Consider the following 14,014-nt stretch of genomic DNA (forward strand, 5'->3'; position numbering starts at 1 on the left):
GGGCTGTAGTCGGTCCCAAGGGTTGGGCTGTTCGCCCATTAAAGCGGTACGCGAGCTGGGTTCAGAACGTCGTGAGACAGTTCGGTCCCTATCCGTCGTGGGCGTAGGAAATTTGAGAGGAGCTGTCCTTAGTACGAGAGGACCGGGATGGACGCACCGCTGGTGTACCAGTTGTTCTGCCAAGGGCATAGCTGGGTAGCTATGTGCGGAAGGGATAAGTGCTGAAAGCATCTAAGCATGAAGCCCCCCTCAAGATGAGATTTCCCATAGCGTAAGCTAGTAAGATCCCTGAAAGATGATCAGGTTGATAGGTTCGAGGTGGAAGCATGGTGACATGTGGAGCTGACGAATACTAATAGATCGAGGACTTAACCATATAATATGTAGCAAATGTTATCTAGTTTTGAGAGAATATAAAAAACTTGTTGACTTTTAAAGTAAATAAGTTATAATAATGATTGTCTCAAAAGAATAATGTCTGGTAATGATGGCAGAGAGGTCACACCCGTTCCCATACCGAACACGGAAGTTAAGCTCTCTAGCGCCGATGGTAGTTGGGACCTTGTCCCTGTGAGAGTAGGACGTTGCCAGGCAATATTATTCCGCAGTAGCTCAGCGGTAGAGCTATCGGCTGTTAACCGATCGGTCGTAGGTTCGATTCCTACCTGCGGAGCCATTGGAGAGCTGTCCGAGTTGGCCGAAGGAGCACGATTGGAAATCGTGTATACGTCACAAGCGTATCAAGGGTTCGAATCCCTTGCTCTCCGCCATAGGATTTATAATATTTGGCCCGTTGGTCAAGTGGTTAAGACACCGCCCTTTCACGGCGGTAACACGGGTTCGAATCCCGTACGGGTCACCACTTTGGAGGATTAGCTCAGCTGGGAGAGCACCTGCCTTACAAGCAGGGGGTCGGCGGTTCGATCCCGTCATCCTCCACCATATAAATTTTATATGAATAGTATTATCGCGGGGTGGAGCAGCACGGTAGCTCGTCGGGCTCATAACCCGAAGGTCGCAGGTTCAAATCCTGTCCCCGCAACCAAATGGTCCCGTGGTGTAGTGGTTAACATGCCTGCCTGTCACGCAGGAGATCGCCGGTTCGACCCCGGTCGGGACCGCCATTTTAATAAGGCTCGGTAGCTCAGTCGGTAGAGCAGAGGACTGAAAATCCTCGTGTCGGCGGTTCGATTCCGTCCCGAGCCACCATTTATTTCAATAAAATACGCCGGCTTAGCTCAATTGGTAGAGCAACTGACTTGTAATCAGTAGGTTGGGGGTTCAAGTCCTCTAGCCGGCACCATGTAAGTTTCGGAGGGGTAGCGAAGTGGCTAAACGCGGCGGACTGTAAATCCGCTCCTTCGGGTTCGGCAGTTCGAATCTGCCCCCCTCCACCATTTACATAGGGGCATAGTTTAAAGGTAGAACTGAGGTCTCCAAAACCTCCAGTGTGGGTTCGATTCCTACTGCCCCTGCCAAATATATTTACACAACATGGCGGTTGTGGCGAAGTGGTTAACGCACCGGATTGTGGCTCCGGCATTCGTGGGTTCGATTCCCATCAGTCGCCCCATTTTTATTTTAAAAATTACAAATAATTTAATTGATACTTACATATAATTAAGTAAGAATTCGATGGGCTATAGCCAAGCGGTAAGGCAACGGACTTTGACTCCGTCATGCGCTGGTTCGAATCCAGCTAGCCCAGCCATTTTTGCGGAAGTAGTTCAGTGGTAGAATACAACCTTGCCAAGGTTGGGGTCGCGGGTTCGAATCCCGTCTTCCGCTCCAATAAAATTTAATATGGCGGCATAGCCAAGTGGTAAGGCAGAGGTCTGCAAAACCTTTATCACCGGTTCAAATCCGGTTGCCGCCTTTTCTTTTGTGCCGATGTGGCGGAATTGGCAGACGCGCACGACTCAAAATCGTGTTCCTTCGGGAGTGTCGGTTCGACCCCGACCATCGGTATCATGAACGTCGTAAAAAACTCTATACAATTAGTATAGAGTTTTTTTTGTTTTCTTTTCATTACATGACAAAATAAGCACAAAAAGTGTACGGTGAGTAAACTGCGAAACATTAAAAGGATAAAAACAAACATTCAATTTTATCCTTTTAATTGCGGTATTTAGAGAGAATTTCTCCACCCTGGTGACATGAAGTTAAATCCGACACCACCAGTAGATATTAGTACATTATCAACGGTTAAGTTTGTAATTTCTAAAAACTTCTTTTTAAACTCTTCTCTGTTGTACTTATACATTGTTGAGTGGCACGCCCACATTTGCGTTGAAGTACTTAACCAGTCCCCTAATTCCTTCAATTCAGGAAACGCCTCAAATTGGATTGGTTCATCTTATTTCATGAATCTTACTTGATAGATAGTTGGGTTTAACTTCTCTCCTATTCCTTTAAGAGTATGTGTGTTTTTTTCGTTTGAATGTGTCATAATTCTCCCTTCATCTTTTCTTCAAATTTTTTCCTATTTTTATTATACAACAATAGAAAGTAATTATAGGAATATTATGGAAATAGGTATTGGCAATATAAAAAGACTCTAACAGAAATGTTAGAGTCTTTTTTGTTAAATTATATTATGTGATGCTAAAATTCGTAATAAACTTAGGAATTCATGTATAATATAACTTGTCGAAAGAACAAAATGATAGTGATTTATATTATGTCTGTAATATGAATCAAAAATGAACTTTTTATATTTCTTTTAAAAATGTGTTGAACACACATTATATTTCATATTAATATTTTTATGTAGATTTAAAACGAGAAAGAGAGTGGAAAGTATGGGCCGTAAATGGAACAATATTAAAGACAAAAAAGCATCAAAAGATGCAAATACAAGCCGTATATACGCGAAATTTGGACGTGAAATTTATGTGGCGGCAAAACAAGGCGAGCCAGATCCAGAATCAAACCAAGCGCTTAGAGTCGTATTAGAACGTGCGAAAACATACAATGTACCAAGAACAATTATTGATCGTGCAGTTGAAAAAGCAAAAGGCGGTTCAGAGGAAAATTATGACGAGCTTCGTTATGAAGGATTTGGACCAAATGGAGCTATGGTTATTGTAGATACACTTACAAATAACGTAAACCGTACTGCAGCAGATGTACGAGCTGCATTTAGCAAAAACAGTGGTAACATGGGTGTAAACGGTTCTGTAGCTTACATGTTTGATGCGACAGCTGTTATCGGCCTTGAAGGTAAAACATCAGATGAAGTTCTTGAAATTTTAATGGAAGCAGATGTAGATGCACGTGACATTCTAGAAGAAGAAGATGCTGTTATCGTGTATGCTGAACCAGATCAATTCCATTCAGTACAATCTGCACTTAAAGGTGCTGGTGTTGAAGAATTTACAGTTGCAGAATTAACAATGCTTGCACAAAGTGATGTTACACTTCCTGAAGATGCTCAAGTACAATTTGAGAAAATGGTGGATGCATTAGAAGATTTAGAAGATGTACAACAAGTTTACCACAACGTAGACTTAGGAGAGTAATACGATGAAAGCCCCTGTTCGCTTAACGAATAGGGGCTTTTTTTTATGAAGTTAATTAAGGTGATGAATTATTAAAGGTATTTTGGTGTAGATAGGGAATATGCTTATAGGGATATATGAAATAACCATTATTTCTAGGAGGCTCAGTATGGAACATAAGACACCAAAGCATATAGTTGCCGTAGCAGGTTATTTAACAAATGAGAAAAATGAAGTGTTATTAACAAAGGTACACTGGCGAGCTGATACGTGGGAAATGCCAGGAGGACAGGTAGAAGAAGGAGAAGCACTCGATCAAGCTGTCTGTAGGGAAATAAAAGAGGAAACAGGGTTAACGGTGAAGCCTATCGGAATTACCGGGGTTTATTATAATGCCTCTATGCACATTCTAGCTGTTGTTTTTAAAGTAGCATATGTGAGTGGCGAAATAAAAATTCAACCTGAAGAAATACAAGAGGCTAAATTTGTTGATTTAAATGAAGAGAACATAGATGAGTATATAACGCGTCCTCATATGAAATCCAGAACACTTGATGCAATGAGAGCAACACATTGTATTCCATATGAAACGTGGGAAGTACAGCCATATAATTTAATAGGAAGATTGTAAAGAAAAGAGTAGCTGATTTGAGATACATTCAAATCACTACTCTTTTTTGTATACTGTTTAAGAAAAAGGTCAAAATAATAATAGTGTTAGTATTGATTTATAGAACGTTTGTTCTTTATAATATATATGTTATATACATTAAGATTACTAGATAGTCAAAAGTATATATATTTGTAGATGATATAATTAAAGTGTAAAGTGAAAATATAATAGCCTTAAGGCTTACTCTGTTATTGGTTATTCGTGATTGAATATAATCTATATTCAATATTTCAGATGAATAGTAGATAAAAAAGGTCTGTGATACAATACTTTTTTACCCCGCTATTTGCCGGGAACGTGATTGGTGAGGGCTGATTAAAGTTTCACTTTATACCTTACAATGATGTAAGGTACGTGTAAGAGAAATCGATGGGATATTTTTTTACAACAATGTATTCTTAAAGTAAGAGTTATATGCTGTGTGGAAAAGAGGTGTTCAAGATGAAAGAACGAGTATTATCTAGGGTGAACTATCATCAAAAAGTTGCATTAAATCCAATGACTAAACTTTTTTATAAAGCCATTATATTATTATTATTGTTAAGTTGTACGTTATTATTCATTGGAAATGTAATGATTGAGAAAAGTGACATTAGTAAATTACATGTACCGGCTAATTTAGAGGTGCCAGAATCATTAACACATGCATTTATTGCGACAGAAGATAAAAGATTTTATCATCATAACGGTTTAGATTATATAGCAATTATTAGGGCCTCTGTTGAGAATATAAAGGCTGGTGGTGTCGTGCAAGGAGGAAGCACGATTACACAGCAGCTATCTAAAAATGCTTTTTTAACGAATGAGCGTACATTTTCTCGTAAGTGGAAAGAGATTTTTTATACGAAAAAAATTGAACGCACATTTACGAAGGATGAAATTTTAAAATTATATGTAAGTAACATTTATTATGGTGAAGGAGCATGGGGAATTGAAAAAGCAGCAAACCTTTACTTCGGTAAAAAGGTGAACCAATTAACGTTGGCTGAAAGTGCAATGATGGCTGCTGTAGTAAAAGCACCTGCTTATTACTCACCTGCCCAAAATTATGATAAAGCAGTAGAGAGACGAAATGTCGTTTTGAGACTAATGGAGAAAGAAGGCTATATAAGCCATGATGAGTATGTTCAAGCAGTTAGTGAGAAATTAGTAATTCGTCATGATATAAAAATAGAGCAGTCGATGTTAAATAGTGCGCGTAAAAAAGCAGTAAGTTAAGAGAAGTTCCTAAAGAGGAGCTTCTTTTTTTGAATAAATTGTGACAAATTGTGACACAATATCGTCACAATTATTGTGTTTTTGTAATTTATGTGAGCGTGTTCATTGCGTGACGTATATAAGTGTTGATATTATGTGTATTGTGTACAATGCTGTATACAGAATATGAAATTAAAGAGGAATGTATATGAAATCAAATAAACTCATGGCTCTTGGTATAGTTTTTTCTATCGCAGTATTGATTGTAATTGGAACAATTGCGTATAGCATCATAAATGACAAAAAAGATAAAGGAAATGAGATGTTTGCTTATTCTACGCAACAATCTTTAGGGAAAGATGATGCTCCAGTTAAGGTAGTTGAATTTGGAGACTTTAAATGTCCTGCTTGTCGTACTTGGGATGTAACAGTATTACCTCGATTAAAAGAAGAGTATATTGATAAAGGCAAAGTGCAGTTATATTTTATTAACTTCCCATTTATCGGAAAAGACTCGGATTTAGGTGCAGCAGCTGGTGAAGCAATTTATAAACAAGATAAAGATTCATTCTGGATTTTCTATGATGAGATTTATCAAAATCAAAAGAAAGATACGGAAGAATGGATTACAGAAGATTTGCTTCTTAGCATTGTGAAAGAGAAACTTCCAAAAGTTGATGTAGAGCAATTTAAGAAAGATTTACACAGTAAAGAAATTACAGAAAAAGTACGTAAAGATTCAGATCGTGCTCAAAAATTAAAAGTTCAAGGTGCTCCTTCAGTATATGTAAACGGAAATCTTGCAAACCCTGATTTCGATAGTATGAAGAAGGCCATTGATAAAGAATTGAAAAAGTGATGAGGTCTCTCATCACTTTTTCGACTTTTTTCGATAAAATTCTTGCCTCTATTTTTTTAACATGCTATACTACTTTACATAAGTTATTCTAATATCTTATATGTAATTCATATTTGCGGGTGTAGTTTAGTGGTAAAACAAGAGCCTTCCAAGCTCTGGTCGAGAGTTCGATTCTCTTCACCCGCTCCAAATTTTATTAAATGTTTTTCTATAAATTGTGATCAACGCAGTGTTTCGTTTCCGAGATAAACGAGGCATTGCGTTTTTTAATGTTTGAAAAATATAATTACATGCGAAAATAGAAGTAAATAATAGTATTCCAAAAGTGAATTACTAACCAATAAAGTCGTTACATAAGGGATGATGGATTCATCTGAGGAGGCGATTAAGAGTGGATTTTGAACAATTAAAGCAAGATGTAATTGCGTATAGTAAAACAATTGGCATAGATAAAATAGGCTTTGCAAGTGCTTCTCCTTTTGAGGAATTAAAGCAGCGCTTAATCCAGCAACAACAATTAAATTATCAATCTGGATTTGAAGAGCCTGATATAGAGAAGAGAACGAATCCGCAACTTTTATTACCGGGTGCTAAATCAATTATTGCGATTGCTTTAGCATATCCTTCAAAATTAAAAAATGCACCATTAAGTAAGCGTGGAGAACGCCGTGGAATTTTTTGCCGTGCTTCTTGGGGACAAGATTATCATCTTGTTTTACGAGATCGTTTGCAAAAATTAGAAGCATATTTAATTGAAAAACTTCCAGATATAGAAGTGAAGTCCATGGTTGATACAGGTGAATTAAGTGATCGAGCTGTATCAGAGCGTGCAGGCATTGGCTGGAGTGGGAAAAACTGTGCTATTATTACACCTGAATTTGGTTCTTACGTATACTTAGGGGAAATGATTACAAATGTTCCATTCCCGCCAGATAAGCCGATAGAAGATCAATGCGGGGGCTGTACGAAATGTATCGATATTTGTCCTACAGGTGCTTTAATACAGGGGGGACAGTTAGATTCGAAGAAGTGCATTGCGTTTTTAACACAGACGAAAGGATTCCTACCTGAAGAATATCGCGATAAAATAGGAAATCGTATATATGGATGTGATACGTGTCAGACTGTTTGTCCGAAAAATAAAGGAATGGATTTTCATAATCATCCTGAGATGGAGCCGGATCCTGAGCTAGTTAAACCATTATTAACGCCACTTTTAACAATTAGTAATCGTGATTTTAAAGAGAAATATGGGATTATGTCAGGGTCATGGAGAGGGAAAAAGCCACTGCAAAGAAATGCGATTTTAGCATTAGCACATTTTAAAGAAGCATCGGCAATTCCTGATTTAATTGGTGTTATGAAAGATGACCCAAGACCGGTATTGCGCGGAACGGCAGCATGGGCACTTGGGAAAATTGGGGGAGATGGAGTAGGCGAAGCGATTGAGAAAGCGATGGAACGTGAGAAAGATGAAGAAGTGCTTCATGAAATGGATCGCGGGCTTGAATTGTTAGCACAGAAAAAAGAGTAGATAATATTTCCCTTTTTCATATTGTAATATGGGAGGGAAACGAAATGGCTGTAAAAATGAATATTGAAAAGCAAGTACAACAGTTTTTAGCATATATCACAGAGAAACGAACAGACGTGGATGGTATTGCTGAGGATTTACTACAAATGGCACAGAGAAAGAAACAATTGTTTCAAAGGCGTAGTGCACATATAGTGAAAGCAACTGCGGATGTTTCTTTCATTAGGCAATTAAATAGTAATGACCATCAAGAAATTGATTATCAAATACATTTTAAATATTTAATTAAGCATAAAGAATTATTTTATATTGAAGAGGAACAATTAAAACGAAGAGTTTGTTTAAATAATAGTCGGATTATAGGCGATTATGATATTGAAGTGTCAGAAGAAATTAGAATGGTTGAGACATTAGAAAGGGAAATTACGAAAGAGAAGTACGGTTCTTATCAATATAATCGTTTAGAGGCAGTGAAATATGCAGAGCGTTGGTGGGATGACCGAAATCCTATGTATCGTAATTTCCCTGATAATTGCACGAATTTCATTTCTCAATGTCTTCATACTGGAGAAGTACCTATGAACGGATATCCTAATATTCGTAAAGGATGGTGGCAAAGGGAGAATCAGTGGAGTTGGAGCTGGGCTGTTGCACATTCTTTTTATTGGTATTTGTCAGGTGCTACAACAGGACTTCGAGCAGAGGCGGTAGAGAGGCCAGAAGAACTTATTCTTGGAGATGTTATTGCTTATGATTTCGAGGATGACGGAAGATGGAATCATACGACGATTGTAGTAGCAAAAGATGCAGATGGTATGCCGCTTGTAAATGCACATTCAGCGAATAGTCGTCGACGTTATTGGAACTATGAAGACTCTAGTAAATATACACCACAAATGAAATATAAATTCTTTCATATTATTAATGGGTAGAGATTTTTCGCTCAAGTGGTATAATACGTAGTAGACAAAAAACAGAGGTGAATATCGCGTGGGAGTACATGTTGTTTTATATCAGCCAGAAATTCCAGCAAATACAGGAAATATTGCTCGTACTTGTGCAGCAACTGGAACAGAATTACATTTGATTAGACCGCTTGGATTTTCAACGGATGATAAAATGTTAAAGCGTGCCGGATTAGATTATTGGCAGCACGTGAAAATTACGTATTATGATTCAATTGAAGAATTTTATGAAAAAAATAAAGATGGTGAATTCTTCTATTTAACGAAGTATGGCGAGAAAGCTCATACAGCGTTTGACTATAGCAAGCGCGAGAAGGATTACTATTTTGTATTTGGAAGAGAAACAAACGGCTTACCAGCTAATGTAATCGAAGAAAACTTTGATCATTGTTTACGTATTCCAATGACAGATAAAGTACGTTCATTAAATTTATCTAATACAGCAGCAATTTTAATTTATGAAGCATTCCGTCAACAAAATTATCCTGGATTAGATTTAGAAATCGTTTATTAAAAGTCGCCATATGGCGACTTTTTTTTATAAAATAAAAATAATATGTGATCATACGTTTAAAAGAGAGGACATAATCATATAGAATGGGATATATGATTAAAAATAGATAAGACGGGTTGAGATAAATATGAAGGAAGAATATAGTAATCAAAATACCTTTTTAAGTATGATAGATATGGATTTAATTAGACAAGGGTTATTACATGCTATTCAAGATTTAGTATTTATATTGAAAGTTATTGATGATGAAACGTTTAAATATATGTATGTGAATAAAATAGGAATGGATTATGCTAGGTTAAGCGAAGAGTGCTATGGAAAAACTTTTGCAGAAGTATTACCAAAAGATATAGCGGGGATATTGCAAAGGCAATATGAAAAAGTAGTGAGAGAAGCAAAAGCACACACTTTTTGTGATGTAGTCAAATTACCAAAAGGTGAGATACATTATGAATCTTCACTTAATCCTGTCTGCGATGAAGAAGGAATATGTCAATTTGTTATTTGTATTACAAGAGATATTACAGCTCAAATTGAGGAGAAGACAGAGATAGAGGAAAAACAAATGTTATTTAAGTCGTTACTGGAATATAATAATGACTCAATTATATCTATAGATTCTATAGGGAGAGTTACATATGCAAACCCGGCAACGTATGAAATATTTGGATACCGGTATGAGGAATTAAATAATAAATTTATTTTTGAATTTATTAATAAAGAATATGAAAAAGATTTTCAAATTATATTTAAGGGATCGATGCAAGGAAAAGCAAAACAAATTGTTTCAAAGAAATATGTTCATAAAGAAGGGTACGAGCTATATATTTCTTTGAGAACTATCCCGATTATTGTGAACGGTGAAATTGTTGGAGTGTATATTGTTACGAGAGATGTTACAAGGCAAGTATTAAACGAAATGCGAACAGAATATTTAGCTTACTATGACCAGTTAACGGGATTAATGAATAGAATTTCATGTGCAAATAAGTTAAATACTTTTTTAAATGAGAGTATAAATTTTGCGCTTGTATTTATAGATTTAGATGAGTTTCATCGTATTAATGATACATTTGGTCATAAAGAGGGAGATAAAGTATTACAAAAAGTTACAGAATGTTTAAGCAATCTAAAAATAGAAGGTATGCACTTATTTAGAGAACACGATGATCAATTTGTTATGTTAATAGAAAATATAACGAAAGAATGTGTAGAGGAAGTTGCAAAAAGCATACTGAAAAATATTAGTGAATATTTTGTAATCGAAGAAGAAGATGTATATTTAAGTGCGTCAATTGGAATTGTAATGGCTCCAGCAGATGGAGAAGATGAAAAAATACTATTTCAGAGGGTCGATGCTGCTTTAGAAAAAGCAAAAGAAAAAGGAAAAGGACATTATCATTTTTATTGTAGTGGATTAGACTGTGAGCGTGAACAAAGGTTTATAATAGAAAACCAGTTACATCGTGCTATAGAAAAAAATGAATTTTTCTTATATTATCAGCCACAAATTAATATTGAGACGAAAAAAATAGCTAGTATGGAAGCTTTAATAAGGTGGGAGAATAAGGAATTAGGATTTGTTTCTCCAAACCAATTTATTCCGTTGGCAGAAAGAACAGGATTTATTATTAAGCTCGATGAATGGGTAGTAAATCAAGTGTGTCAGCAACTGCGCGAATGGTTAAATAAAGGATATGAAGTGGTCCCAATCGCAGTTAATATTTCAGCTAGACACTTTCGCTCTATTACATTAATAGAGATGATTACACGGGCTTTAAATAAGTACAATGTACCAGCTCATTTATTAGCGATAGAGGTTACAGAAGGAGCTCTTATACATAAAGATATATCGAAGAGAGTGTTACTACAATTAAAAGAACAAAATTTAAAGATTCATTTAGATGATTTTGGAACAGGCTATTCATCTTTAAGTTACTTAAAAACATATCCAATTGATACTTTAAAAATTGATCGTTCTTTTATGGAAGGTATACATATAGATGAACGTGATACGAATATTACAGCTGCAATTATTCATTTAGCTCATACTTTAGAATTGAATGTAATTGCAGAGGGAGTAGAAAAAAGGAGCAAATACAGTTTTTGAAAGAAAAGAATGTGAAGCTTGTACAAGGTTATTATTATAGCCGACCACTATCCAAATATGATATGGAAAATATGTATTATAAATAATGCATAAAAAATGATGTGCTAAAAGCACATCATTTTTTATGTGTACCTGGTTTGTCATTGTAACCGGATGTAAAAATAGCTGTAAGAAATGTGAGTGATACACCTAAAATTAATAATAATTTCATACTAATATCCTCCTTACTTTTTTCGGTTCACGAGTTTTATTTATTACCCAAAATGTATGTAAGGTTCTTAGAAGAAAAGAATTTATTTATAATGAATAGCAGTGTAAAAACGTTAATACCTATATTATACAGAATTTTCTTTGAATTTTGGAGAGAATTTTAGCGTGCTATTATATATTTCGTTTTGATTTAAAGAATGTTTAAGGACATCCTAGCATACCTTTTATAATAATCCGATTGAACAAGGAGATGGGGGAGGAGCTATAATGGATATTCTAAAAAAGATTGAACAGCATCGAGCAGCAGAAGAACGTTTACAATGGGAAGGTACGTTTGCGGAGTATTTGGAGCTTGTGAAAGAAAGACCATGGGTGGCTCAAACAGCACACTCTCGCATTTACAATATGATAAAAGATGCCGGAATTGAAGAAGTTGATGGTAGAAGAAAGTATAACTTCTTTAGTAATCAGCTCTTTGGATTAGAGGATGCTCTAGAACGTCTTGTAGAGGAATATTTTCATCCATCTGCAAAACGATTAGATGTTAGAAAAAGAATTTTATTATTAATGGGTCCTGTTAGTGGAGGGAAATCAACGTTAGTTACGATGTTGAAACGAGGATTAGAAACATATTCAAGAACAGATCGCGGAGCAATTTTTGCAATTAAAGGATGCCCAATGCATGAGGATCCACTGCATTTAATTCCACATCATTTACGAGATGATTTCTTTGATGAGTATGGAGTTAGAATTGAAGGGAATTTATCACCACTAAATGTCATGCGTTTAGAGCAAGAATACGGATCAAGAATTGAGGATGTAGTTGTAGAGCGTATTTTCTTCTCTGAAGATCGCCGTACAGGGATTGGTACATTTAGCCCGTCTGATCCAAAATCACAGGATATTGCAGATTTAACAGGTAGTCTGGACTTTTCTACGATTGCAGAATATGGTTCAGAATCAGATCCGCGTGCGTATCGATTTGATGGAGAATTAAATAAGGCAAACCGAGGAATGATGGAGTTCCAAGAGATGTTAAAATGCGATGAGAAGTTTTTATGGCACTTATTATCGCTTACGCAAGAAGGGAATTTCAAAGCGGGAAGATTTGCGCTTATTTCAGCAGATGAATTAATTGTAGCGCATACGAATGAAACAGAGTATCGCTCATTTATAGCAAATAAGAAAAATGAAGCATTACACTCAAGAATTATTGTAATGCCAGTTCCTTATAATTTACGAGTAAGTGAAGAAGAACATATTTATGAAAAAATGATTCGTGAAAGTGATGTGTCGAATGTTCACATTGCACCACATACACTTCGCGTTGCAGCAATGTTCACTATTTTAACTCGTTTAAAAGATCCGAAGCGTCCGGATATTGATTTAATTAAAAAGATGCGTTTGTATGATGGAGAAACGGTAGAAGGTTATAATGCGATTGATGTAGAAGAATTACAACGCGAATATCAAGATGAAGGTATGAAGGGTATTGATCCTCGTTATGTCATTAACCGAATTTCGTCTACAATCATTCGAAAAGAGGTACCATCTATTAACGCGTTAGATGTACTTAGATCTTTAAAAGATGGGCTGGATCAGCATCCATCGATTAGTAATGAAGACCGTGAACGTTATATGAATTTCATCTCATTAGCGAGAAAAGAATACGATGAAATCGCGAAGAAAGAAGTACAAAAAGCGTTTGTTTATTCATATGAAGAATCAGCTAAGACGCTTATGGATAATTACTTAGATAACGTCGAGGCGTACTGCAATAAATCGAAATTACGTGATCCGTTAACAGGGGAAGAAATGAGTCCAGATGAAAAATTAATGCGCTCAATTGAAGAGCAAATTGGAATTTCAGAAAATGCTAAGAAAGCATTCCGTGAAGAGATTTTAATTCGCATTTCTGCTTATGCCCGTAAAGGAAAACGCTTTGATTATAATTCACATGAACGTCTTCGTGAAGCGATTCAGAAAAAACTATTTGCTGATTTAAAAGATATAGTGAAAATTACAACATCAACGAAAACACCGGACGAAAATCAGCTTAAGAAAATCAATGATGTTGTTGCGCGTTTAATTGATGAGCATGGCTATAATTCTTCTTCAGCAAATGAATTACTACGCTATGTAGGTAGCTTGTTAAACCGATAGTTTGATAACAAAACGCTGTCTCTTGTATTTTGCGGGACAGCGTTTTATTATCCGTTCATATGTGTGTAAAGTGTCATACCTTGTCCAAATGTAATAAATTAAGATGCAATTTGATGAATTTATTGTCAATTATTTTTACAATATGCATATGATAGAGTAACCAACCATTCATACGAAAAAAGCCAACACAATACAATATGTTGCAAAGTAAAAATGTGTGCAACAATGCATTGTGTTTCTTTCTTATCAGTGGCTGAATATTTCTTTCTATTATGTGAGTGGCAAAATT

General features: G+C 35.9%; 8 protein-coding genes, 16 tRNA genes, 2 rRNA genes and 2 pseudogenes (1 of these 28 running past the window's edge). 27 read left to right on the top strand and 1 reads right to left on the bottom strand.

Annotated elements, in window-relative coordinates:
• From AC3EMB_RS02805 to AC3EMB_RS02885, 17 genes are all read left to right on the top strand, one after another.
• Window positions 1-376: ribosomal RNA gene (locus AC3EMB_RS02805) — 23S ribosomal RNA — on the top strand (it extends 2,546 nt beyond the left edge of the window).
• Between the two features lie 101 nt (window positions 377-477).
• Window positions 478-593: ribosomal RNA gene (rrf, locus tag AC3EMB_RS02810) — 5S ribosomal RNA — on the top strand.
• A gap of 8 nt (window positions 594-601) precedes the next feature.
• Window positions 602-676 (top strand) — tRNA-Asn (locus AC3EMB_RS02815).
• 2 nt (window positions 677-678) lie between these two features.
• Window positions 679-770 (top strand) — tRNA-Ser (locus tag AC3EMB_RS02820).
• A 17-nt stretch (window positions 771-787) separates the two neighbouring features.
• A tRNA-Glu gene (locus AC3EMB_RS02825) sits at window positions 788-862 on the top strand.
• A gap of 4 nt (window positions 863-866) precedes the next feature.
• Window positions 867-942 (top strand) — tRNA-Val (locus AC3EMB_RS02830).
• A 26-nt stretch (window positions 943-968) separates the two neighbouring features.
• Window positions 969-1,045 (top strand) — tRNA-Met (locus AC3EMB_RS02835).
• 3 nt (window positions 1,046-1,048) lie between these two features.
• Window positions 1,049-1,124 (top strand) — tRNA-Asp (locus AC3EMB_RS02840).
• Window positions 1,125-1,133: 9 nt separating this feature from the next.
• Window positions 1,134-1,209: transfer RNA gene (locus AC3EMB_RS02845), tRNA-Phe, on the top strand.
• Between the two features lie 18 nt (window positions 1,210-1,227).
• Window positions 1,228-1,303: transfer RNA gene (locus AC3EMB_RS02850), tRNA-Thr, on the top strand.
• A gap of 10 nt (window positions 1,304-1,313) precedes the next feature.
• Window positions 1,314-1,397 (top strand) — tRNA-Tyr (locus AC3EMB_RS02855).
• Window positions 1,398-1,404: 7 nt separating this feature from the next.
• Window positions 1,405-1,478: transfer RNA gene (locus AC3EMB_RS02860), tRNA-Trp, on the top strand.
• A 19-nt stretch (window positions 1,479-1,497) separates the two neighbouring features.
• A tRNA-His gene (locus AC3EMB_RS02865) sits at window positions 1,498-1,573 on the top strand.
• 63 nt (window positions 1,574-1,636) lie between these two features.
• A tRNA-Gln gene (locus AC3EMB_RS02870) sits at window positions 1,637-1,711 on the top strand.
• Window positions 1,712-1,716: 5 nt separating this feature from the next.
• A tRNA-Gly gene (locus AC3EMB_RS02875) sits at window positions 1,717-1,791 on the top strand.
• 14 nt (window positions 1,792-1,805) lie between these two features.
• Window positions 1,806-1,876 (top strand) — tRNA-Cys (locus AC3EMB_RS02880).
• Window positions 1,877-1,886: 10 nt separating this feature from the next.
• Window positions 1,887-1,968, top strand: a tRNA-Leu gene (locus AC3EMB_RS02885).
• Window positions 1,969-2,128: 160 nt separating this feature from the next.
• On the opposite strand, the pseudogene AC3EMB_RS02890 reads toward AC3EMB_RS02885, so the two are convergent.
• Window positions 2,129-2,449, bottom strand: a pseudogene (locus tag AC3EMB_RS02890) (DUF3884 family protein).
• 352 nt (window positions 2,450-2,801) lie between these two features.
• Between AC3EMB_RS02890 and AC3EMB_RS02895 the strand changes: the two are divergent.
• From AC3EMB_RS02895 to AC3EMB_RS02940, 10 genes and pseudogenes are all read left to right on the top strand, one after another.
• Complete coding sequence (locus tag AC3EMB_RS02895; protein ID WP_000532949.1) at window positions 2,802-3,521, top strand: YebC/PmpR family DNA-binding transcriptional regulator; 720 nt, start codon at window positions 2,802-2,804, stop codon at window positions 3,519-3,521.
• Between the two features lie 148 nt (window positions 3,522-3,669).
• Window positions 3,670-4,131: an NUDIX hydrolase gene (locus tag AC3EMB_RS02900; protein WP_000400463.1), complete on the top strand. Its 462-nt coding sequence runs from the start codon at window positions 3,670-3,672 to the stop codon at window positions 4,129-4,131.
• A gap of 483 nt (window positions 4,132-4,614) precedes the next feature.
• Window positions 4,615-5,391 (top strand): transglycosylase domain-containing protein, encoded by a 777-nt coding sequence (locus AC3EMB_RS02905; RefSeq protein ID WP_000664716.1) that lies wholly within the window; start codon window positions 4,615-4,617, stop codon window positions 5,389-5,391.
• Window positions 5,392-5,578: 187 nt separating this feature from the next.
• Window positions 5,579-6,229: a DsbA family protein gene (locus AC3EMB_RS02910; RefSeq protein WP_000841308.1), complete on the top strand. Its 651-nt coding sequence runs from the start codon at window positions 5,579-5,581 to the stop codon at window positions 6,227-6,229.
• A gap of 115 nt (window positions 6,230-6,344) precedes the next feature.
• A tRNA-Gly gene (locus tag AC3EMB_RS02915) sits at window positions 6,345-6,418 on the top strand.
• A 202-nt stretch (window positions 6,419-6,620) separates the two neighbouring features.
• A complete protein-coding gene (gene queG, locus AC3EMB_RS02920; RefSeq protein ID WP_050842518.1) occupies window positions 6,621-7,763 on the top strand; it encodes a tRNA epoxyqueuosine(34) reductase QueG in 1,143 nt (380 codons plus the stop codon).
• A 44-nt stretch (window positions 7,764-7,807) separates the two neighbouring features.
• Window positions 7,808-8,695, top strand: coding sequence for an amidase domain-containing protein (locus AC3EMB_RS02925; protein ID WP_098630224.1), 888 nt, complete (start codon window positions 7,808-7,810; stop codon window positions 8,693-8,695).
• 58 nt (window positions 8,696-8,753) lie between these two features.
• Window positions 8,754-9,242, top strand: a complete 489-nt coding sequence (gene trmL, locus AC3EMB_RS02930) for a tRNA (uridine(34)/cytosine(34)/5-carboxymethylaminomethyluridine(34)-2'-O)-methyltransferase TrmL (protein ID WP_000538147.1) — start codon at window positions 8,754-8,756, stop codon at window positions 9,240-9,242.
• Between the two features lie 127 nt (window positions 9,243-9,369).
• Window positions 9,370-11,438, top strand: a pseudogene (locus tag AC3EMB_RS02935) (sensor domain-containing protein).
• A gap of 391 nt (window positions 11,439-11,829) precedes the next feature.
• Complete coding sequence (locus tag AC3EMB_RS02940; RefSeq protein ID WP_000353273.1) at window positions 11,830-13,725, top strand: PrkA family serine protein kinase; 1,896 nt, start codon at window positions 11,830-11,832, stop codon at window positions 13,723-13,725.
• The last annotated feature ends 289 nt before the right edge of the window (window positions 13,726-14,014 follow it).

This window comes from Bacillus sp. LQ16 (assembly GCF_057784645.1).